Source organism: Methylocystis sp. JR02, assembly GCF_030063565.1.
Taxonomy (GTDB): Bacteria; Pseudomonadota; Alphaproteobacteria; order Rhizobiales; family Beijerinckiaceae; genus Methylocystis; species Methylocystis iwaonis.
Genome location: NZ_JASIRC010000001.1, coordinates 3,116,440 through 3,138,388, shown reverse-complemented (window position 1 = coordinate 3,138,388; position 21,949 = coordinate 3,116,440). Strand labels below are relative to the sequence as shown.

The following is a 21,949-nucleotide window of genomic DNA, read 5'->3' as shown; positions in this document are numbered from 1 at the left end:
CTCCTTTGCGAGCGCGCCGCGCCGTCGCTGCTTGCCGCCGCGGGAAAATCGCAAGGCGTTACTTCCTCCTCAAAGCGTCGATTGGATTCAATCCCGCCCCGCGGCGCGCGGGAAGGTAGCCGAATATGATCCCGACGCCGACAGAAACCAGAGTGGCCGCCGCAGCGCCCAATGGCGGGATAATGAGTGGCCAGTCCACGAGGCGCGCCACGAGAACGCTTCCCGCGAAGCCGATCATGAGACCGATCAGTCCCGCAACAACGGACAGCGTGACGGCTTCGGTCAGAAACTGCAGGAGTATGTCGCGCCGGCGCGCGCCGATCGCCATGCGAAGTCCGATTTCCCGCGTGCGCTCGGTGACCGACACGAGCATGATATTCATGATCCCGACCCCGCCGACGAGAAGCAGGATCGCCGCCGTCGCGAGGAGAAGCCGGTTCAGCGTGGATTGTGTCGTGTTCAGCAACTGAACCATCTGCGTGAGGTCGATCACATCGAGCTTGTCCTCCTGCGCGCCGCGCAAATGCTTGCGCTCGCGCAGAAGCGCGAGAACGTCCTGTTTGACCTTCTCGCGGTTGGCGCCTGGAGAAACTTTCATATCGATCAGGCTGAGTTGCCGAGCGGTCGACATTTCCGAGTTTGGGATATGCGCGCGCGCCGTCTTGATCGGAAGAATGATGAAATTATCCTCATCGACGCCACCGAAGGAGCCGCGCTTCCTGCGCACGCCGATGATACGGACGGGTATCGTGCCCAGGCGGACTGTCTGATCCAGCGGAGACGCAGTTCCGAACAGCTTTCTTGCAACTGTCGCGCCGACGACGATGACCTTTGCGCCGGAACGCGCCTCGGCCTCGTCGAAAAACCGCCCCTCGGAAAGCTTGACGCCCCAAACCTGCTCGTATGACGCGTCGACTCCCCAATATTCGGTGATCCAGCTGGAGTTTCCCGCGACAAGCGTCACTTTACTGTAAACCTCGCGCGACAGATATTGTATGTTCGGGACCAGTTCACGGACCGCATTCGCGTCCTGGTCGGTTAGGACGACCACCGCGCCGCGCCGGAGCGCATTCTCCACCTTGGCCGCGCGAACGACGAGCGCATCCGTGCCCTGATCGGCGATCTGGCGCTCGACGAGCTTGTTCGCGCCCGAATTCGCCGCGCTCATCACGACGAGACTGCCGACGCCGATGATGACGCCGAACGCCGTCAACGCGCTGCGTAGTAGATTCAGTCGAAGCGCGTTGATCGCCTCTCGAAAAAGCGTCTGAAGCGTCACGCCGTTGGCTCCTTCGCACGCGCGCCGCTGCGACGCTGACACACGTCTTCGACAATCTCGCCGTCGCAAAAGCGCAGTAGCCGATCGGCATAGGCCGCGATATCAGGCTCGTGCGTGATGACGACCAGCGTCAGCCCTTCTTCGTTGAGTGACGAAAGAAGCGACATGATCTCATGCGAATTATGCGTGTCGAGCGCCCCCGTCGGTTCGTCGGCGATGACGATTTTGGGATCATTCACCAGCGCGCGGGCGATCGCGACGCGCTGTTGCTGTCCACCGGAAAGCTGATTGGGCCGATGGCTGAGTCTGTCGCCGAGCCCGACCTGCTGCAATCGCGCGCGCGCACACTCGAAGGCGTCGACGCCCGGTCGTGACGAATAGGCGAGCGGCAGCATGACGTTTTCGAGCGCCGACATCCGCGCCATCAGATTGAACTGCTGAAATACAAAGCCGATGCTAAGATTGCGCAAATGCGCAAGATCATCGCCCGTCATCGACGCCACGGCCTGGCCGTGGATCTTCAAGACGCCGGACGTCGGCGTATCGAGCGCCCCGATCAGATTCGCCATCGTCGATTTGCCGGATCCGGACGCGCCCATGATCGCGACAAACTCGCCGCGCGCGACGGAAAAGCTCACCCCGCGCAAAGCGAGCACTTTCTCGTTCCCAAGATTGTAAGTCTTGGTCAGTCCCACGCATTCGATGGCGGGATCTGGCGGCGCGGAGGACACTGTCATTTCTCCGGCGTCGCGGCGACTGTCGCCCGCAGGATCGCCGCGTCGCCCGGCTTCAGATCGCCGTCGAGAATCTCGGTCGCCGCGTCACCCTTGACGCCCAGGCGAACGGATCGCGACTTCAGCGAATTTGTCGCGTCGAGAACCCAGAGGCGTGTCTGCCCCGCGCGCGGCGCGGCGTCGTCCGCAACGGCGGCGGAGGGATGAAACCGTAACGCTTCGTTTGGCGTGTTCAGCACATTCTCGCGTCGGGCCGTCACGATCCGAACCGTCGCCGTCATATCCGGAAAAAGCCGCATGTCCGGGTTTTGCGCGCGAACGACGACCGTGTAGGTCACGACGCCGCTCGTTTTCGTCGCCGCCAGCCGTATCTGCTCGACGACGCCGTAAAAGGTTTCGACGGGAAAGGTCTCGACGGTGAACTTCACTTCGTCTCCAACGCGGATGGCGCCGACATCCGCCTCGTCGACCTGCGCCAGAATCTGTATTTGCGACAGGTCCTGTGCGATCTGAAACAATACGGGCGTCTGATACTCCGCCGTCACGGTCTGCCCGCGCTGCATCCTTCGGTCGATCACCACGCCGTTGATTGGCGATTTGATCAAAGTGCGATCGAAATTGATCTGGGCTTGATCGCATTCGGCCTGCCGCAGCGCGACAGTCGCTTTCGCCGACTCGAGGTCAGCTTGCGCCGCGCTGAGTTCATGGCGCGTGGCGCCGCTCTCCGTTTGCGCCTGATCGAGCTGCTGGCGGGAGACGCCCGCGGCCGACGCCAGCGCGCTGTAGCGCCCGACATTGCGATCGAGCAGACCGAGCTGCTTTTGCAGCTTCGCCATCGCCGCCTCGCGCCGCGAGACGTCCGCCCTGGCGATCGCGAGATTAGCCGAGGCGGCCTGCACTTTCGCGTCGAACGGCGCGCGATCGATCACGGCGATGAGATCGCCCTGTTTCACTTTGCTGTTGAAATCGACCTTCATCTCCGTGATCGGCCCGGAAACTTGCGAACCCACGTCGACCGTCACCAGCGCTTTGACCGCGCCAGACGCCGTAACGCTCCGCTCGACGACGCCGCGGCCAAGGAGTTGCGTTTGGTAGAGGCGTGTCGCGTCGGCGTTTCCGCTACCGAAAGACCACCAGAGAGTCAGGCACAGAACCACCGCAGAAAATACGAGCGCGCCGACGATCGAAATCTTCTTTCCCTTTGCGTCGATCCTCATTGGAAAGAAACTCCAGTAAACGCCAACATACGACAAATCACGCGCGTGATCCTTGCCGCCGTACCCCGGTCACGCGCTCCGATCGTTGTCGGTGATCTATCGAGACTCGCGGGAGAGCGCATTTGAAACTGATTGTCCTGGCCTAAAGAGAGCTGGCTCAGCGGCACGACGAAGGAGCGTCCTTGCCCGTCCCCCTCGATCGTGAAACGGCACATGGGTTCATGATCCGGTCCGCCGTCGATGACGCCGCGTCAATCGCGGCGGCGCCGAAAGGGAAACGAGCCGGTCGCGCAGAAACGCGATAAGCGATGCGCGCGCATAGGCCAAAACGCGCCGGGCGCGAAATTCTGCGGCGGAGCAGTTGCATATCGATATTGCGGGAGCGCATAAATTCCGCCTTAGCGTAAAAGCCTGAAATACTCAGCGGGACTCCTGCTCGCCGGCACACCGGCAAGCGTAGCTCCAGTTACGTGGCGCTTCCGCGCGCGCCGCTTCCGCCACCAGATGTAAACGCCCGTGCCGGACAGCATCGTTATGACGAGGCCGAGGGCGCAGACGAAAATCTTGTAAGGCATGCCGAACAGATTTGCGGTGTGAAGCTGTACGAGCCACGTCGTCACCGTCGTCCCGCTCTGCTCTCCCGTAGGGATTTTGACGCCGAGCAACCTTCCGTCGAAGGCGTCGAAATAAACCGACGTCGATCCGTATTTGTCGCCGATGTCTCTTGACGAGCGCACGCGATACTCCCAGCCGCCGAGCTGCTTGGAATTGTATAGCGCGAGAACGCGTTCGATCGTTAAGCCGCGCTTGGTGGCCTCGGTCGCCATCAGGCGCTCTCCGGTCGCCAGCGCCTCTTCCCATGACATCGGCTCCCGGCCCGACGGCGCCGGCGGCTTGACGTCACTACGCGCCCACATCGGCTGCTCATAATCGAGCACGAATTGCGTCACGCGCGTGTAAACGAAATTGAGATCCAAATAGACACTGGACCAGGCGAATATCAGCAGCATGACCCAGAGCCAAAGTCCGAAGGCGCGGTGGAGATCGAAATTGACGCGGTAGGCTGAGGAGCCGCGCCACTTAATGAGCCAGGCCGGCTTCCAGCGCGCGAGAAACCCTTTGCGCGAATGGCCGGTCGGCGTCGGCAGCGTCAGGTAGAACCCGACGAAGCAGTCGATCGTCCATAAGAGCGCGACAACGCCAAGTATCCAGTCGCCGATCCCGCTCATCGCCAGATACATGTGTAGGGCGTAGACGAAGGGCATGATGTCGGTCTTCGTCTTCGGCAGTCCATGCCATGCCGCGCGCCCGCGTTCATGTCCGTCGATCGGATCGAGATGGATGTATTCAAAATCGAGCGGCGCGGCGCCCTCACGCGCCTCCATGCCGATCATCACCGAGCCGGGATAGCCGAGATATACGGTCTTCGTTTGCGCCTGCGGAACGATCGCCTCGGCGCGGCGCGCCAACGTCGCGGCATCGAGCGTGATCCCGGGCCGATCGCCCGGATACATCTCCGGCGTCAGCCAATGATTAATTTCGAGCCAAAACGCCAGCAGGCTTCCCGTCAGCCCGACGACGATGAGAAAGCCAGCCATCACGAGGCCCGCCCAGCGGTGAAGCCAGACCCAGAACGCGCGCGTCAACATCAAAAGGCTCCTCGATACGAGAAGGGCTAAGAGGCCGCCCCGTTTCGGGACGGCCTGAGGTCGCGAAGGTTCGCGCTCACCATTTGAAGCTCAGCGCTCCCACTGCCGTGAACGGACGAGCGGGAATCCTGAATTTGGGCGCCGCGTTGTAGTTGAACGTATCGTCGACAGCGTCGAAGTAACGCACATTGTTGATGTTTTGCAGGTTGAGCTGCGCCGTTACCCTGTGTCCGTAGAGTTCCGCCGTGTAGCTGGCGAATCCGTCGAGCCGCGCAAAACCGGGCATAACGAATGTATTCTCGAGATCGCCCCACCAATTGGAGGAGGCGGTCACGCCGCCGCCGGCGCGAAAGCCAAGACCGTTGTCCCCGAAGTCGTAAGTGAGAAACAGCTTGCCGCTGTGACGAGGCGCGAATTCGAGATGGTTGCCGAGAAAGCCGCCCTGTGCGCCGAACACCGCACTATCAAGAAGACCGAATGGATTCAGCCGGTTCGGCGCATTGTCGTCTATCACCTTCGCGTTAATATAGGCGTAGTTGGCGATGACCGTCATGCGATCCGTCAGCGCGCCGATCAAATCGAACTCGACGCCGCGGCTGCGCTGCAGACCTGCAAGTTGCGACACTCCAACTGTTCCGAATAGCGCAGTCGCGACGTTGGATTTCGTGATCTGGTAGAATGCAAGCGTGGCGAGCAGGCCGGGAAGCGGCTGCGCCTTGAATCCGACTTCCCATTGCAGGGCACGCTCCGGCGGGAGGGCGACGCTTTTGGCGTCGAAAGCAGCCTGTGGGCCGAAAGATCTGGAATAGCTGGCGTAGGCGCTGAGTTCGGGCAGAATGTCGAAGACGACGCCGACGCGCGGGCTCCAGCCGGTAGAGATGGTGGTTGGCTGACGAAGGCGAGCCGCGATCGCCAGTTCCTTGTCGGACGCCAGAACCGGGAACAGGCCGAAATTGGATCGCGACTTGCCTCTCGTTAGGTCGGCGATGTCGTAGCGCGCGCCGATCATCAGATGCAGCCGGTCGAAGGTAATATAATCCTGAACGTACATTCCTTTCTGACGCGCCACCACCGAGGAGCTGGACTTGTAGCCGCGCCCGATCACGGAGTCATAGAACGCCGAGTTCGGCACGGTTCCGTAAACGGGGGCGTAGATGTTGATCGGATAATTATCGAACCCAAAATTATAGACATAGTCGTAACCTAGATTCGCGTAATCCAGCCCGAACAGAAAATTGTGCTTGGCGCCGAGCGCCTCGAACTTGCCGCTGAGGTCGATATTTGTCGAAAGATTGTACCTTTTAAAGTCCTGAAACTGCGTTTGCCTGTTCATCTGAAAAAACTGCTCGGGGTTGAAGCCCGTGTCGTAAGCAAACTGGCCAAAGCCCGCGTTCGACAACATGTTCGAGGCAGAGCGACTGTCCTGATAGAGAAAACGATTGGTCACCTTCCAGTCTTCGTTGAGATTCTGGCGGAAGTTATAGCTGACGAGATATCGATCGAAAGTGTCCTTCGGGTCGTTCGCCTCCTGGAACGAACGCGTGTGCGGGAGCGGCGCGATCAGGGGGCCAAAAAGCGAGCCGCTCGGAAGTCCGAGATCCTGCTGTATCCTGGAGGTCAGTAGCTCGGCCTCGGCCGTGAACTCTGTCCAGGCCGACGGGCTATAACGCACGACCGGGGCGAGAAACGCCCTGCGTCCACCCTGAAACTGGCGAAACGAACCATTATTCTGATAAGCGCCCGACACCCGGTAGGCGAGGCCGGGAACCTCGGCGATGGGCGCCGAGACATCCCACTGAGTTCTGTAGTGATCATAGGAGCCGATCTGCTGGTCGACGCGATAGAGCGGCTCATCAAGCGGCTGCTTGGTGACGATATTGATGACGCCGCCAGGATCCGCTCTGCCGAAAAGTATCGACGAGGGGCCCTTGAGCACCTCGACGCGCTCGACATTGGCGGTGTCCACAAGCATTGGCATACTGGTAAATTGCGACAAGGACAGCGCATTTCTGAATATGAAGTTCTGCCTGAATCCACGTATATGGAACTGCGCGCCGAGGCCCTCGAGATTGTTCGAGAGCACGCCGCTGGCATTGCTGACCGCGTCCTTGAGGTTTGTCACCTGTTGATCGACCAGCACCTGCCTGGGGATCACTTCGATCGATTGAGGAATCTCCTTGATCGGAACGTCCATCTTGGTCGCCGAATCGGCATTGCGAACGATATAGGCCTCGGTCGGCGTTTTCGGCTCGAGCCGCAGGCCGGACGTATTGAGCGGAACTGCCGTCGAAGGCTGCCCGACCGAACCGATCGAAGCAGCTTGGCCGCGTTGCGCTGGCGTGCGCGCAGCCGCCGCACGTCGCTGGCCCCCCACGTCGATCGTGGGCAGGGACTGCTGGGCGACGGCCCAGGTGGAGAACGCAAGAGTGAGCGCGCCGGCGGAAGCGCCGCGCGTGAAGACACTGAGAAGCATAGCCATATTCCTGATGCGGCGTTTGAGCCGCTAATATCTCAATGGGAGCGAGGCGCACGGCCTCGAACGGCGATGAGAGTCAGGAGGTACGAGGAGGGGCCAGCGCGGACCAGGAACTCAGCCAGCCAGTACGCTCAACGTCAGCGATACGAGTATCGTCAAAGATTCCGGGAACGGCAGGCTGATTATTTGAATAGGCTTGGTCGTCAATCCGTTTCGCGCGGGTGGGAGGCAAAAATTGGTCATCGCCGCCATGATGAAAAACACAGCATAGCGCAATTTGGCTACCTGCTGGAGGCGTCGATTTATCTGCAATGTCAATTGCCGAGCAGTTTGACAAGGGTTGTGACAACGACGAGTCAATCTGAGCGTGCGCCGAGCCTGCAGGAAGATGCGAGAAGCAAAATCCGGCAAGCACCTGCAGAACGAACAGCCAAGCAGCCGCGGCGACGGCGAGCCGACTGGTCCAGTTCCCAGCCAGCCCACGGGCCCGAATCGTCTTGGATGCCACCTTTCCTACCCCTGTGGTCGAATCTGGGAAGCGAGATTCACCGCGGCTCCGACGATGAAATCGTCGTCGAAACTACGGTAAAGTTCAAGAATTGAATCGAGCATTGCCGAACCGAACTGCCACACTGTTGCAAAATTGTTACTCAGCCGCGTATCAAATCATTCCAGCATTGCTTCATGTTTCGCCGATGAGACGTCGGCCGCGTGGCCACGCCAGATGGCGGTCAATGCATCTCGAATTTGCGCATGCAAGATCGGGTCCGACACGATCGACGTATGGTCGCCGGCTACGATCTGAAATTTCAGACCGCTTTGCGTAATCTGAGACCACTCGGATTTTGTCGCTTCGTCGGCCTTAAGCGACTGCTGCGCTGCCCAATAATGGATGGGCGCCTGAATTTTTTTTAGATCGTGTTCGCAAATCATTCTGATGGCGTTCACGGTATCCGTGTAAATGAAGTCAATTAACTCGCTGGATACCCCTTGCCAGTAGCCTCGCTCTTGACCCCAGACCGCGATGTATCGGACTTGTTCCTTGGCCGATAACCGATCAGACATAGCCAAGAGATGCTTGCGATCTTCGTCCGTCAAGAGTTCATCCGGATTCTTACCTTCCAATATAGCAAATTCTCTAAAACCGTCCAGAACGGCGGTCGGACCGTTTGCAATATCGACACCATCGCCAAAGCTAGGAAAATCAAGAAATGAATCGATTACCCCCACGAAAGCAACTTTTTTGCCGAGCGCTTCCAACTTCTCCGCGATTGCAACTGCTGTAACGCCAGCGCTGCTCCAGCCCAGTAGAAAATAGGGCCCTTGAGGCTGATGGTCACGAATCTGGCGAACATAGCATTCAGCCATTTTCTCAAGCGATTCGTCGATATGTCGATCATCAAATATGCGACGCGATTGAATGCCGTTAACCGGTGCGAGCCCCTGCAGCGAATCCGCGAACGCCTGATAACGAATTGGCGACCCTCCCGCAGGGTGAATGCAATAGATCGGCGGATTTTCTCCCCCCTTACACAGCGGAACGACGAGAGATCGATTATCGTTTTGATGACCGGAGATCATCTCCGCAAGCTTTCTCGCCGTTGGCGCTTGAAAGATCGCCATAGTGGGCAAGTCTCCGCTGATCTTGCGCCGAATTCCATCGATCAGCTTTATTGCTGTCAGCGAATGCCCGCCGAGTTCGAAGAAGTTGTCATCGACTCCTATTGATTCCAGACCAAGAACATTCTTGAATTCCTTTAGGAGCAGCCATTCCGTGGTGGTTCGTGGCGCGACATAGGCGCGCGTCCCCTGCGCATCGAAATCCGGCGCGGGCAGCGCCTTGCGGTCGACCTTGCCATTGGGCGTCAGCGGCAACGCTTCGAGAAACATAAAAGCCGACGGGATCATATAGTCGGGCAGATCGCTCATCAGCGACCCGCGTAGCTGCTCAATGTTCGGTTCCGCCCCACCTCTGCCGACAATATAAGCCACAATCCGCTTGTCGCCCGGCGCGTCTTCCCGCGCCAGCGCCACCGCTTCACGCACCGTCTCCAGGCGCCCCAGCGCCGCCTCGATCTCGCCAAGCTCAATCCGGAAGCCCCGGATCTTAACCTGATGATCGGCGCGGCCAAGGTATTCGATGTTCCCGTCCTGACGGTAGCGCGCCAGATCGCCCGTGCGATAAAGTCGCTGTCCGGGAGAACCAAACGGATTGGGGACAAATCGTTCCGCCGTGAGATCGGGCCGGTCGAGATAGCCACGCGCGAGACCAGCCCCGCCAATGTAGAGCTCTCCAGAAACGCCAACCGGAACAAGCTCAAGAGACCCGTCAAGAAGATATATTTGCGTGTTAGATATCGGGCGGCCAATCGGAACGGAAACCGTCTTTTCCTCCCGGCTCTCACATTGGTGTACCGTACTCCAAACGGAGCACTCGGTCGGTCCATATTCATTGTAAAGCCTGACATGCGCGAGCTCACTAAAATGCCGGAACACCAGATCGCTTTTGCACTCCTCGCCAGCAACGATGCAGACTTGCAAACTAGAACCGCTATGAGGCTCGAGAGCTTCCAAAAATGCGGAGAATAACGAAGGAAGACATAGCAAATGCGTTATCTGTCGCTCGGCAACCAATTGCGCAAGCGCGCGCGGATCGCGGCGTCTCTCTTCCGAGGTGATATGCAGCGCTCCGCCTTGACAAAGAGTTCCGAACAGTCCCGCGACGGAGCTGTCGAAGGCGAATGACGAGATCAGCAGAAAGTTTTGAACGGAAGCACCGTAATAATGAGAACGGGAAGACGTGGACGCAACAACACTGCTATGTGAAATCGGCACCCCCTTAGCGCGCCCAGTGGAACCTGACGTATAAATCACGTAGGCCGTATTTTGTCCGCTTGCCCGTCGCGGCGGCGCCGATCTTGGAAGTGACTCAAGCTGAAGTGAATCGATTCCCATGGCGACATTTGCATCTGGCAAATGGGCAAGGCTGCCGGCAACCTCTTCCGAGGCCAGAATCAACTTTAGGTTGGCGTCCTTCAATATGTATCTGGTACGCTCTAAAGGGTACGATGGGTCGATTGGAACGTATCCGCCATCGGCCTTGAGGATACCAAGAATTGCGATAACGAAGTCGTCTGATGGCGTCATGGACACGCCAACCAGCGTCTCGGGGCCAACCCCAAGTCGACGTAAATGATGCGCCAGCTGATTGGCTCGGGCGTTCAATTCGCCATAGGTCAGACTTTGCTCCTCGAACACGACCGCGACAGCTTCAGGTGTTTTCGCCGCCTGCGCCTCGAACAGTTCGTGAATGCAACCATCCTTCGGATAATCTGCCGCCGTATCATTCCATTCGACGAGAAGTTTATGGCGCTCCGCTTCGCTCAGCACATCGATTGTCAGCGCCGGCGTCTCGGGCGCCGTTTCAAGAGCCGTGACAAGGCCTGTAAGCGCAGCCTGTATATAGGAGCAGACGGCATTGGGATCGACCGAGCATCGAGTCTGTACATTCAAACCGAAACCGTCGCCAAAATCGTCGACCGAAACATCAAACGGATAGTTGGTTCGCTCGTCCCAATAAAGTTCGGTAGCACCTTTCAACCCCTGCGAGGCGAGCACAGACGCTCCCTCATGCGCGCTGTGGCGATAGTTCAGCAACGCCGAGAACAAGGGGGCCGGCGCTTCGATGCCGCTGCAACGCTGCGCCAACGCCAAAGACGCGTGCTCGTGCCGCAGCAAAGCTGTCAGGCGATCATGCATGCCGCGTGCGCTTTCCTCGACGCTCTCCTGTCCGACCCGCACGCGGATCGGCAGCGTGTTGAGGAACATCCCAATCGCCCGGTCCGCGCCTGCGCCGCCGTGCATGCGGCCGAACAGAACCGTGCCGAACACCACGTCGTTGCGCCCCGAAACGCGCGCCAGCACTTGCGCAAAGGCCAGATGCCACAGGCTCGCAACGCTCACCCCAAGCAGACGCGCTGCCCCGCGAAGGCGTCTCGAGAGACGCGGATCGAGGTCGAGCTCGGCCTCCGCGACGCCAGAGCCGTCGCCCCGCACGTCCAATAACCCGAACGGCGTGGTCGGTTCCGTCACGTCGCCAAGCATCGCATCGAAAAACGCTTCATGCTCCGCCTGACTCACCCCCAGCCGGGCCTGCGCAACAAAATTGCGGAAGGGAATCGGAGGCGCCAGTTCGTCGGCGCGGCCCACTACATAGGCTGCGATCTCGCCAAGCAGGAATTCCTGAGCCGCATGATCCAGGACCAAGTGGTGGACAAGCAATTGCAATACGACTCGGTCGTTTGCCGCATCTTTTGCCCAGAAGACACGAATCATTGGCGCCTGACGAACATCGGCTCTAAATTGGCGAGGACTGAAGCGCTCAAGCAGTTGTTGCGCAGCATCGCCCGCCGCCCGATCGAGGCTAACTTCCTCCACGGCAAGCGAAGCCTCCCGCCACACAACCTGCATCGGCTCCCGCAAGCCGTCCCACATCACCGCCGTACGCAATATGTCGTGGCGCGCGATGACTGCCCGCAGTGCGTTGCAAAACGCATCAAGACGTTCGCGGCTATTAAAGGCGAGGATAGTTGGGTATAGATATGGATCCCCCTTTGTCGCCATGAGATGATGGAAGAGTATACCTCCCTGCAGCGGGGTCAGCGGATAGATGTCCTGCACGTTTGTGGCGCCGCCCGGAACCGCCGCGACAATGCGGTCGATCTCCGCTTGAGTAAGATCCGCCAGCGTTAGCATCTCGGGCGTGATCGCGTCGCAGCCAGCAGGAATGAGATTGGGCGGAACGACGATCGCGCTTTCCCGTCCGACGACGACGGCCAGTCCAGCCGGCGTCGGCTGGACGAAGAGCGAGCGAACATCGCTACGCAATCCTTCACGCCTCATCTTCTCGATCAGGGTCATCGCCAACAGCGAATGTCCGCCCAGTTCGAAGAAATTGTCGTAGACGCCGACCCGTTCGAGCCGAAGAACGTCTGCCCAGATGCGGCACAGCGCCGCCTCGGTGGGCGTGCGCGGCGCGACATAGGCGCACGCCGCCAGCGCGTCGAGGTCGGGTTCGGGCAACGCCTTGCGGTCGATCTTGCCGTTGGGCGTCAGCGGTAGGACGTCGAGGAAGACGAAAGCCGACGGGATCATATAGTCGGGAAGCGTTTGCTGCAGATGGCGCCGCAGTTCGTCGACCTCAATGGCGTCGGCCTGTGCGACAACATAAGCGACGAGTTGATAAACGCCCGGCGTGGTCGCGCGCGCAATGACAGTTGCGGTCCCAACTCCGGGATGGGTCAGAAGAGAGGCGGCGACTTCGTTGGGTTCGATGCGATGGCCGCGGATCTTCACCTGATGATCGACGCGGCCAAGGAAATCGATCACGCCGTCATCTCGCCAACGTCCGAGATCGCCGCTGCGGTAGAGCCGGCTCCCAGGTGGCCCAAAAGGATTGGGCGTAAACGCCGCCGCCGTGAGATCGGGCCGATGCAAATAGCCGCGACCAACCTGGACGCCGCCAATGCAAATCTCGCTCGCGACGCCGGCCGGCGCCGGCTCCAGCCAGCGGTCGAGCAGATAGATCTGCGTATTGTCGACCGGCCGTCCGATCGGCACGCTCAGATCATCGCCTGCGGGCGGCGTTTCGATCGGAAAGTAGGAGACATCGTCCGAGCATTCGGCCGGGCCGTAGGCGTTCAGCAGACGCACCTGCGGATAGCGCGCCATGAAGCGCCGGCACAGTTCCGGCGCGAAGGCTTCGCCGCAAGGCAGCAGCCAGCGCAACCCCGCAAGCGGCGTCTCATCGTCAAAGGTGAGATCCAGCAGCGCGCGGATCATCGAGGGCACCGCTTCGAGGATGGTGACGCCGCGAGCGGCGATCTCAGCGCCGAGGCGTCGCGGATCGCGCGAGATCGTATCGGGGGATATCTCGACGCGCGCGCCGATCGCGAGCGCGGTGAGGAACTGCCACACCGAAATGTCGAAGCATTGCGACGCCGTCTGGGCGATGACGTCGTTCGTCGTCAAACCCAGCACAGGAACCTTTGTGATCAAATTATTGAACATTCCGCGATGCTCGACCATCGCGCCCTTCGGTTTGCCCGTCGAACCAGAGGTGTAGATGATGAAAGCAAGATTATCGGGGCTGTGACAACGGGGCGGGTTGCTCGTCGCGCCGTGCTTATTTTGAAGCGCTTCGAGAGCCAGAAGCTGTGGCTGTTGCTGCTGCGCGGCGTCCGACAGCCCCGACACAATCGTCTGTCCGCGCGCCAGCATGTCGCGCCCGACAATCAGAAACGTAGCTCTGCTCTCCTCCAGCACCTGTGCGATGCGACCGTCCGGATGCGCCGGATCGAGCGGCAGATAGGCCCCGCCCGCCTTGAAGATCGCCAGCAGCATCATCAGGAAATCGAGCCCGCGCGCGTCGAGAAGCGCCACAATCACATCCGGCCCCACCCCCTCTCGGATCAAAACATGCGCAAGCTCGTTCGCGCGCTTGTTCAGTTCTCCATAGTTCAGCGACGCGCCTTCACAACGCGCCGCAACAGTCTCAGGCTCACGAAGCGCCTGCGCCTCAAAACGGTCGACCAAGTCGAGAGGAGAACCGTAGTCAAAATCGCGTCCACCGGATATCTCCAATAGAGTGGAATGTTCCTCCCGACTCAGCAGAGAAACCTCGCCGAGCGGGCAGTCGAATTTGGCTGCAAGCTCCTCGACGGCGCGTTTGAAGCGTTCGGCGACGGTTTCGATGAAGGCGGGGTCGAAGCGCTCGCGATCGTAAGTCAGCCGTAATGTGAGATCGCCGTCCGGAATCGCGACGAAAGTGAGCGGATAGTTCGTGTGAACCCGCAGCTGCAGAAGATCGATATCCAGAACGTCCTTCTCACTACGAAGCGATGGATCGATTGGCGCATTCTCGAAAGTCAGCAGATGTTGAAACAGCAGGCCATCCGCGCGCGAGATCGCGCTGCAGCGCTGGATGGCCGGTTGAGACAGAAACTCATGCTGGCGCATTTCGAGATTGTCAGAGAGGATGTCTCTCAGCCAATCGACCACCTTCGTGTCTCGCCGCAACTTGACGCGCAGCGGCAGTCCGTTGATGAAGAGCCCCAGCGTCGACTCGACACCAGGCAGGTCGATGGGGCGTCCGGAAACGGTCACGCCGAAGACGACCTCCTCGCGCCCCGAAAGGACGCTCAGTAGCAGAGCGAGCGCTCCCTGGACGAAGGTGTTGACCGTAAGCTGGCTCTGCTGTGCGAGAGTCTTCAGCTTTTCGTAGCTCTCAGGAGAAATGCGCACGATCGCGTCGGCGACATTCTCGGCGGCGTCCTGCGAAAGGGCGGTCGCGCCGACAAGGGGCGTCGGCTCTGAGAACCCCTCGAGATAGCTACGCCAGAATTTCTCCGCTGCCGCGACGTCGCGGATGCGTAGCCACGCGATGTAATCATGGAAGCGCCCTGCGGGGGCAGTATGCGGCGCCTCGCCGCGCAAGGCCGCTGCATAATGCTGACGCATGTCGAGAAGCAGCGGCGACGTGCACCAGTCATCCATGATGATGTGATGGAAGCTGCGCACGCAGATGTGGCGGTCAGCCGACAATCTGATGATTCTGATACGCACGAGAGGCGCTTGCGACAGGTCGAAACCCTCGGCGCGTTCAGCCTTCAACTGGTCGTCGACATAGGCATCCTGTTCGTCTGCAGACAGGTGATCAATCGCGTCGACCGTGACGTCAAGGCGCGCTCTGCCGAGCACGATCTGATGAACGCGACCATTGGCGGCGACTCTAAACGACGTGCGTAAATTCGGATGCCGATCGACGACGCACTGCCAAGCTTTGGCGAACTCCGGGATATCGAGAGCGCCTTTGATCTCGTAGCGCTCCTGCATATGGTAGAGGCCGGTGCCGCTATGAGACAGAGCGTGGAAATACATGCCTTCCTGCATCGGCGTCAGCGGATAGGCATCCTCGACGTCGCCAAATTCGAGTCGGAGGCCGGCGATCTCCTCGGGATTGAGTTCGGCCAGCGCGAAATTTGGCGCGAGCGCCTGCAAAGCGCGCCGGTCATTCTCGACTTGCGCGTCAGCGTCGCCCAACCGTCGCAGCGCCGGCGCGAGCGCCACGGCAGTCTGCCGTTCGAACAATTGACGGGGAGTAACTTCGTAGCCGGCTTGCCGCAATCTCGCGGCGACCTGAATGGCCCTGATCGAATCGCCCCCGAGGCGGAAAAAGCCGTCATGCGCGCCGACGCGCTCGAGACCCAGCGCATCGGCGAAGGCTTCGACGACTGCCTCTTCTTCCCTGCTGGCCGGGGCGACATACTCGCCGGCGGACGAGGCGACAGCGCTATGCGCAGGCAAGGCGCTCCGATCGATCTTGCCATTCCGCGAAAGCGGCATCTCATCGAGAGCGACGATGAAATGAGGAATCATGTATTCGGGGAGGCAGCGTTGCAGACCCATCCTAATCTGGTCGACGTCGACGCCGGCGCCAGTGACGTAAGCGACGATGACGCTGCCGCCATCATGCGCGGGCGGCACGACCGCCACAGCTTGCGCGACGTTGTCCAGAGCCGAAATCGCCGCTTCGATTTCGCCCAGCTCGATCCGGAATCCTCTGACTTTGACCTGATGATCGCTTCGCCCGAGATATTCGATTTCCCCATCCGCTCGATAGCGCGCGATGTCGCCGGTGCGATAGAGTCTTCCGCCCGGCTCATCGAAGGGACTGGGGACGAAGCGGTCCGCCGTAAGATCTGGACGCCTCAGATATCCCCGGGCGAGACACACCCCGCCAATATAGAGGTCCCCTGCGACGCCGATCGCCGTAGGCTCGAGATTCGAATCGAGGACATAGAGCGAGACATTGGAGACCGGCCGCCCAATCGGAATGCGGTGGCCTTCGCATGGCGAACATTGGTGGGCGCTAACGTCGATGGCGGCTTCGGTCGGTCCGTAAAGATTGTGCAGTTCGCAATTCGACGCGGCCTGGAAGCTCTTCACGAGAGTCGCAGAGAGCTCCTCTCCGCTGCAGAAGACTCGCTGGAGAGAGGGCGCGTCGCGAAGATCGACCGCACTCAGAAAGGCCTGCAACATGGACGGCACGAAATGGAGCGTTGTCACGCCGTAGCGATTGATCGCCTGCAGGATTTGATATGGATCACGATGCGCGTCCGGAGAGAGGAGTATAAGGCGCACGCCCGTAGATAAGGCCCAGAAGAACTCCCACACCGAGACGTCGAAACCGAAGGGCGTTTTTTGCAGTATGGCGTCTGTCTCACAGAGGCCATAGCGCTTCTGCATCCAGTTGAGCCTGTTCACAATCGCCTCATGCGCCATGCCGACGCCCTTCGGCTTCCCAGTGGAGCCGGAGGTGTAGATGACATAAGCGAGATTGAGTGGGCGCGCGATCGCTTCGAGGTTGTAACCACCTTCTCTCGCGAAGCTCGCCCAGTCGCCGTCGAGCGCTAGGGCACGCACCGCGCCCGGCAAGCGAGGCTTTAGCGCGGTCGAGGTCAGGACGAGCGCGGGAGCTGCGTCCTCGATCATGAACGCAAGGCGTTCGTCGGGATTGTCTGGATCGAGAGGCAGATAGGCGGCCCCCGCCTTCAGGACGCCGAGCATCCCGACGACCATTTCGACCGATCGATGGAGGCATAATCCGATGGTCGCATCCGCTCCGACGCCGAGACGTCGCAGGCCATGCGCAAGCTGGTTCGCCTTCGCGTTCAATTCGCCATAGGTGAGCGTTTCGCCTTCGAACGCCAGCGCGAGAGCGTGCGGCGCGCGCGCCGCCTGCGCCTCGAAAAGCTGATGCAGTGCGAGATTACGTGGAAAGTCGTCGGCGGTCGCATTCCAGTCGACAAGAATCTGCTGCCTCTCGGCGTCGTCGAGCAGACGATAGCGTGCGATTTCGCCATCCGGATCTCGGCAGATTTCGTCCGTCAACGCTTTGAAATAGCGGGCGAAGCGTTCGACTATCGCAGCGTCGAAGGCTTGTGTTCGATATTGGAAGGAGAGAAGGAGCTCATCACCAAGCCTGGCGCCCATAACTTTCAGATCGAAAAGTTCAACGCGGTCGAGCAATTTAACGGTTCTGGCCTCGCCCGCTCCAAGCGAGATGGAGGCCCCTGTTTCTCCGAGCGCCAGCGCCGCGTACTCGGCCGGAAGATCGGCGTTCGCTTCCTGAAGGACGAACCAAGTCTGGTAGATTGGCAAATGTCCGCCGTCGCGCTCGGGCTGCAGGCGCTCGACGATGACGGGGAATGGCATGAGCTGATGCTCAAGTACCTCCCTCATTTCCATACGGGCGCGCCGCAGCACGTCCGTGAAGCGATCGCTCCGGTCGAGCGCGAGGCGAATTGGCACAGGGTTGACGCAGTTTCCGATCAGCCGCGCGGAACGGCGGTCGAGTCTGCCGCTTGTCGGCGTCCCGACGATCAGATCCGTCTGACCGGTCAAGCGATGCAGCAGTACGAAATAGATCGAAGCGAGCAGCGTATGCAGGCTCGCGCCGTTCTTTCTGGCAAGCGTTTCGAGACGCTGGGTCGCCGCGGAATCGAGACGAAGCGGAACCGATCCGCCGCTATAGTCCGGTGCGCCTTGCGTGGCTTTGCGCTCCGGCAGCGCAAGAACCGGCAACGGTCCCTCGAGGCGCTTCGACCAGAAGGCCCAGTCCGCCTCCGCGGCTCGTGAGGAGAGAAATTCCTGTTCGCGGGCCACGAAATCGCTGTAATCTTCGGCGGTCGTCAGGGCAGAGCCTGCATCTGACCGCAGCGCGACGTCGAGCTGTTTCAACAGCAGGAGCAGCGACCAAAGATCGATCGCGATATGATGCGCGACAAACAGCGCCATCGTCGGCCTGCCCCGCCGATTATAGACAGTGACGCGCAGCGGCGGGCTTCTCTCCAGATCGAACGGCTTGCGCGCCTGTGCGGCCATCGCGCGCTGGAGGTCGGCGTCGGACGCGCCGTCTGCATGTTCTTGCGTCAGCCATGCATTCGACGCGTCAGAGGGAAGAGCCTTTTGAACGGCGCCCAGAGGCGCTGGCGCGTAAACCGACCTGAGCTGGGCATGACGCTGCACGACATCGCGGAGGGCAGAAATGATCTGCGCGCCGGAAAGCTCCCCCTTCAGTTCGAGCGCGAGGTGCAAATTATAAGCATTGCTCTCGGGATCGAGATGATGGATGGTCCACATCGCGGACTGGGCGCGGGACAGAGACGCCTTCTGCGAGAACGGGGACGGACTCGCTTCGGTTTCCGTCGCGACGGAACTCAGACAATCCGCGAGGGCGGACGCGACAGATGAAATCGGAGAGTCTGATAGAAGCAGACCGATCGGACTTTCGATTCTCAACGTCGCGTCGAGGCGATGCTTGAGTTCGATCGATCGGATGGATGACAAGCCCGCCTCCGGCAGCGTCGCCGAAGGAACGATCATGCTTTCGGGCATCTTCAGAAGCGCAGCGGCGCTCGTTATCAGCAAGCGCGTCAGCGCTTCGACTTGCTGATCCCGGGGCAGATGTGGCAACGCTTTCGCGATGAATGCCTCGGGCGACCATGCCGGCGGCTCCACGCCGGCCCCCGCGGCCGGAGCCAGTCTGTCCGAACGCGCCAGAAGCTTCAATTCGCCCGCAAGAAATCTTCTCCGGCATTCCGACCGTCGGACTTTTCCGCTCGAGGTCTTTGGCAGGGAGCCGGTCAGGATAAGCGCGATGACGCTCGGCTCTATGTCGACCGCTTCGACCACGCTGCTTCGAATCCTGGCGAAAAAGTCCTGCGCGCCGCCTTTTTCCAAAGCGCCCGCAACGCTTCGATCAGGTTCGAGAATGACCGCGAGAGCTTCTTGGTCGTCTTGCGTAAAAGAAAAAGCGACCGAACAGCCGGGCCGAACGCCGGGAGTCCGCTCCTCGATAACGCTTTCGATGTCTTGGGGATAGAAGTTGCGTCCGGCGACGATGATGAGATCCTTCAGTCTTCCCGAGATGAAACAGTCGCCGCCGCTGAAAAAGCCGAGATCGCCAGTGCGCAGATATTGACGGCCGTCGTCCCCGTGGATCGTCGCTTCAAATGTCCGAGCGGTCTCCTCCGGTCGCTGCCAATAGCCTTTCGCTACGCCGGGGCCTTTGACCCAAATTTCACCAATTTTGTTTTCCGAACAGCGGACAAAAGTTTCTGGATGAACAACCTCGACATGGGTTCCCGACCAGACGTGTCCACATCCGACGATATCGACAGATTTAAGGCTGTCGCTCGGCGCAACATTAAGCGACTCGAGGGCTTGGCGGTCGACTTTCAATACGGGAGCCAGCTCGCCGCGGCGCGGCGCGGTGACAACGAGCGTCGCCTCGGCCAAACCGTAACACGGAAAGAAGCTCGTCCTTGAAAAGCCGACATCCGCAAAAGCGGCCGAGAAACGGTCAAGCGTCGACGCGCGAACCGGTTCGGCGCCGCTGAAAGCGATCCGCCAGCAACTGAGATCGAGTTCTTTTTTTCCTTCTTCCTTTACTTTACGAACGCAAAGATCATACGCGAAGTTGGGTCCGCCGCTTGTGTGGGCTCGGTATTTAGAGATTGCCTTCAGCCAGCGCACCGGTTTTTCGAGAAACGCCATCGGCGACATCAGATAGGCAGTGGCGCCGACATAGAGCGGCTGCAATACGTTACCGATCAAGCCCATGTCGTGATAGAGCGGCAGCCATCCGACAAGATCGCAAAGATCGTCATGCGCGAAGCTTTTCTTGATGAGCTCTTCGTTGCTCAGCAAGTTGGCGTGGGTGATCATCACGCCGCGCGGATCGCCCGTCGATCCGGACGTATATTGCAAAAATGCAATTTGATTGGGATCTGGCGTATATCCGTCCCAGGACTCCGCTTCGTCGACTGCTATCTCGTCTGTCGCCGTCCAACCGCAGGCAATAGCGGAAAGCTGAGACTGCGCTTCTGTTTCGAACCGATCGCGCAACGCCGCCGTCGTAAGGATCATCGATGGCGTCGCATCGCGAAAGATCGACTGTAGCCGCTGGATATGGCGCCCGGACGGCGGATAGGCCGGAACCGCGACGACTCCGGCATAAAGGCAGCCGAAAAAGGCTTCGATATAGGGGAGGCCCTGAGGATAAAGGAGTAGGACTCTCTCGCCTCGAAGGCCAAGAGAGGTCAATCGCGCGGCGATCGCGCGCGCGCGGCGATCAAGATCCGCGTAGCCGAGACGATCCCCTTCCCTTTCGCCATCTTCCAAAAAGACGTAGGCAAGCTTTGAAGCCTGCTCGACGGCCCGCGCTTTGAGCAGATCGACGAGATTGTCGGCTGCGTATGGCGACAGTTGCTTCGAAGATGCTTCAAAGGAAAATGTCATGCTGAAAGCCCCTGCTGCTTTCGTGAATGTCGCGCGCTGCGCGCCATCACGAGACGTAATTGAGATAGGACCGGTAATACGGGAAAATCCGGTCCCGACGCGCGCCGGTCCAAAGTCCGAATGCGATGAGCGCGTTGTAGTAGACGTTCTTCAGCGGCATTCCTTGCGTTAAGGCAAGAATGCCTCTGGCTGCGCTACTCTTCGTGTGCCAGTCGACATTCAACGACATGGCGGCGTCGAGACTGCGCACATGGTGCAGCATTCCGGATGGCATGAAGAAGACGTCACCCGGTTCGACGATGACCTGCTGCGGCCTTGCGTGACGAAAAAGTGGATGCATATCGAAATCAGGGGACTCGGGATCGACGGCGGACCACCGCCAATCATGGACGTAACAATAGTTCCGCTGATCGTAATCCAACACGGTGAAACACTTTCTTCCGCGCAGTTGGAAGAAGAGGTTGTGCGTCAGCAGACAATCGAAGTGCAGCGGCGTATAGCTCCAGGATGGACCCAAAAAGAACTGTGCGAAGTCCGTCCAACTCGCGCCGTACCAGCTCGGAAAGAAATTCTGCGGAAACGCCGCAAGGCCCGCGGCGGCGTCCGGAAAGACGCTCGTCAGCGGCATATCATGCAGATAAGCGGGTCTTCTTGCGCGATCGTCGCCAGCCGCCCGTCTCACTTCATATTGTTCGATCTCGTCGAGATATGCGGCGATCTTCGATTGTCGCGTCAATATCTCGCCACCTGGGCGCCAATCCTTTAGCAAAACGGTGTTACTGCCGGATTGTTGCCGGAGACGATCGAATGTCCAGCTTTTGAACGCCACACTGTCCGCAAGGGCGCGTTTAATGAGCACCGGCCGGTTCTTCGCCACATAGCGTTCGGCGAATTCCACGCTAGTCAGATGCGGCACCGTATCGACGCCGTGCCCGTCAATTTCGTCCTGCGCGGCGATGTGACTGCGCGACCGCGTTGTCTCGGTTGTAATGCTCATTGCGCGGAGCCTCGCGCGTCGGCGTCCATCTGCTTGCGCAGGCTCAAGGGGCGCATATCGGTCCACACTTCCTTGATGTGAGCGAGGCACTCGGCCTTCGGTCCGGACTTGCCGACTGTGCGCCAACCAGCCGGTAACTGCTTGTATTCCGGCCAGATCGAATATTGCTCTTCGTCGTTGACAACGATCGCGTAAATTGTTTGATCTTCTTCGTCCCACGCCATATCGCCCTCCT

General features: G+C 59.8%; 8 protein-coding genes. All 8 read right to left on the bottom strand.

Going from position 1 to position 21,949, the window contains the following annotated elements:
- Positions 1–58 precede the first annotated feature (58 nt).
- Complete coding sequence (locus QNA11_RS14945; RefSeq protein ID WP_283483648.1) at positions 59–1,279, bottom strand: ABC transporter permease; 1,221 nt, start codon at positions 1,277–1,279, stop codon at positions 59–61.
- Positions 1,276–2,016 (bottom strand): ABC transporter ATP-binding protein, encoded by a 741-nt coding sequence (locus QNA11_RS14940; RefSeq protein ID WP_283483647.1) that lies wholly within the window; start codon positions 2,014–2,016, stop codon positions 1,276–1,278. The genes QNA11_RS14945 and QNA11_RS14940 overlap by 4 nt, the downstream gene beginning before the upstream one ends.
- On the bottom strand, positions 2,013–3,230 hold the full coding sequence (locus QNA11_RS14935) for an efflux RND transporter periplasmic adaptor subunit (RefSeq protein ID WP_283483646.1): 1,218 nt from the start codon (positions 3,228–3,230) through the stop codon (positions 2,013–2,015). Before QNA11_RS14935 ends, QNA11_RS14940 begins: the two co-directional genes overlap by 4 nt.
- Positions 3,231–3,628: 398 nt before the next feature.
- Positions 3,629–4,879: a PepSY-associated TM helix domain-containing protein gene (locus QNA11_RS14930; protein ID WP_283483645.1), complete on the bottom strand. Its 1,251-nt coding sequence runs from the start codon at positions 4,877–4,879 to the stop codon at positions 3,629–3,631.
- A 76-nt stretch (positions 4,880–4,955) separates the two neighbouring features.
- A complete protein-coding gene (locus QNA11_RS14925) occupies positions 4,956–7,352 on the bottom strand; it encodes a TonB-dependent siderophore receptor (RefSeq protein WP_283483644.1) in 2,397 nt (798 codons plus the stop codon).
- A gap of 669 nt (positions 7,353–8,021) precedes the next feature.
- Complete coding sequence (locus QNA11_RS14920; protein ID WP_502867533.1) at positions 8,022–20,717, bottom strand: amino acid adenylation domain-containing protein; 12,696 nt, start codon at positions 20,715–20,717, stop codon at positions 8,022–8,024.
- Between the two features lie 46 nt (positions 20,718–20,763).
- The gene (locus QNA11_RS14905) at positions 20,764–21,714 is read right to left on the bottom strand and encodes a cupin-like domain-containing protein (RefSeq protein ID WP_283483643.1); all 951 of its coding nucleotides are present in this window, start codon (positions 21,712–21,714) and stop codon (positions 20,764–20,766) included.
- Entirely contained in the window at positions 21,711–21,938 is a 228-nt protein-coding gene (locus QNA11_RS14900) for an MbtH family protein (protein WP_202071049.1), read from the bottom strand. The genes QNA11_RS14905 and QNA11_RS14900 overlap by 4 nt, the downstream gene beginning before the upstream one ends.
- Between the last annotated feature and the right edge of the window lie 11 nt (positions 21,939–21,949).

What these genes read in the sequence shown, in the direction of transcription:
- QNA11_RS14940 (WP_283483647.1), bottom strand. Translation starts at nt 2,016, where the DNA reads ATGACAGTGTCCTCCGCGCCGCCAGATCCCGCCATCGAATGCGTGGGA.
- QNA11_RS14935 (WP_283483646.1), bottom strand. Translation starts at nt 3,230, where the DNA reads ATGAGGATCGACGCAAAGGGAAAGAAGATTTCGATCGTCGGCGCGCTC.
- QNA11_RS14930 (WP_283483645.1), bottom strand. Translation starts at nt 4,879, where the DNA reads ATGTTGACGCGCGCGTTCTGGGTCTGGCTTCACCGCTGGGCGGGCCTC.
- QNA11_RS14925 (WP_283483644.1), bottom strand. Translation starts at nt 7,352, where the DNA reads ATGCTTCTCAGTGTCTTCACGCGCGGCGCTTCCGCCGGCGCGCTCACT.
- QNA11_RS14920 (WP_502867533.1), bottom strand. Translation starts at nt 20,717, where the DNA reads ATGACATTTTCCTTTGAAGCATCTTCGAAGCAACTGTCGCCATACGCA.
- QNA11_RS14905 (WP_283483643.1), bottom strand. Translation starts at nt 21,714, where the DNA reads ATGAGCATTACAACCGAGACAACGCGGTCGCGCAGTCACATCGCCGCG.
- QNA11_RS14900 (WP_202071049.1), bottom strand. Translation starts at nt 21,938, where the DNA reads ATGGCGTGGGACGAAGAAGATCAAACAATTTACGCGATCGTTGTCAAC.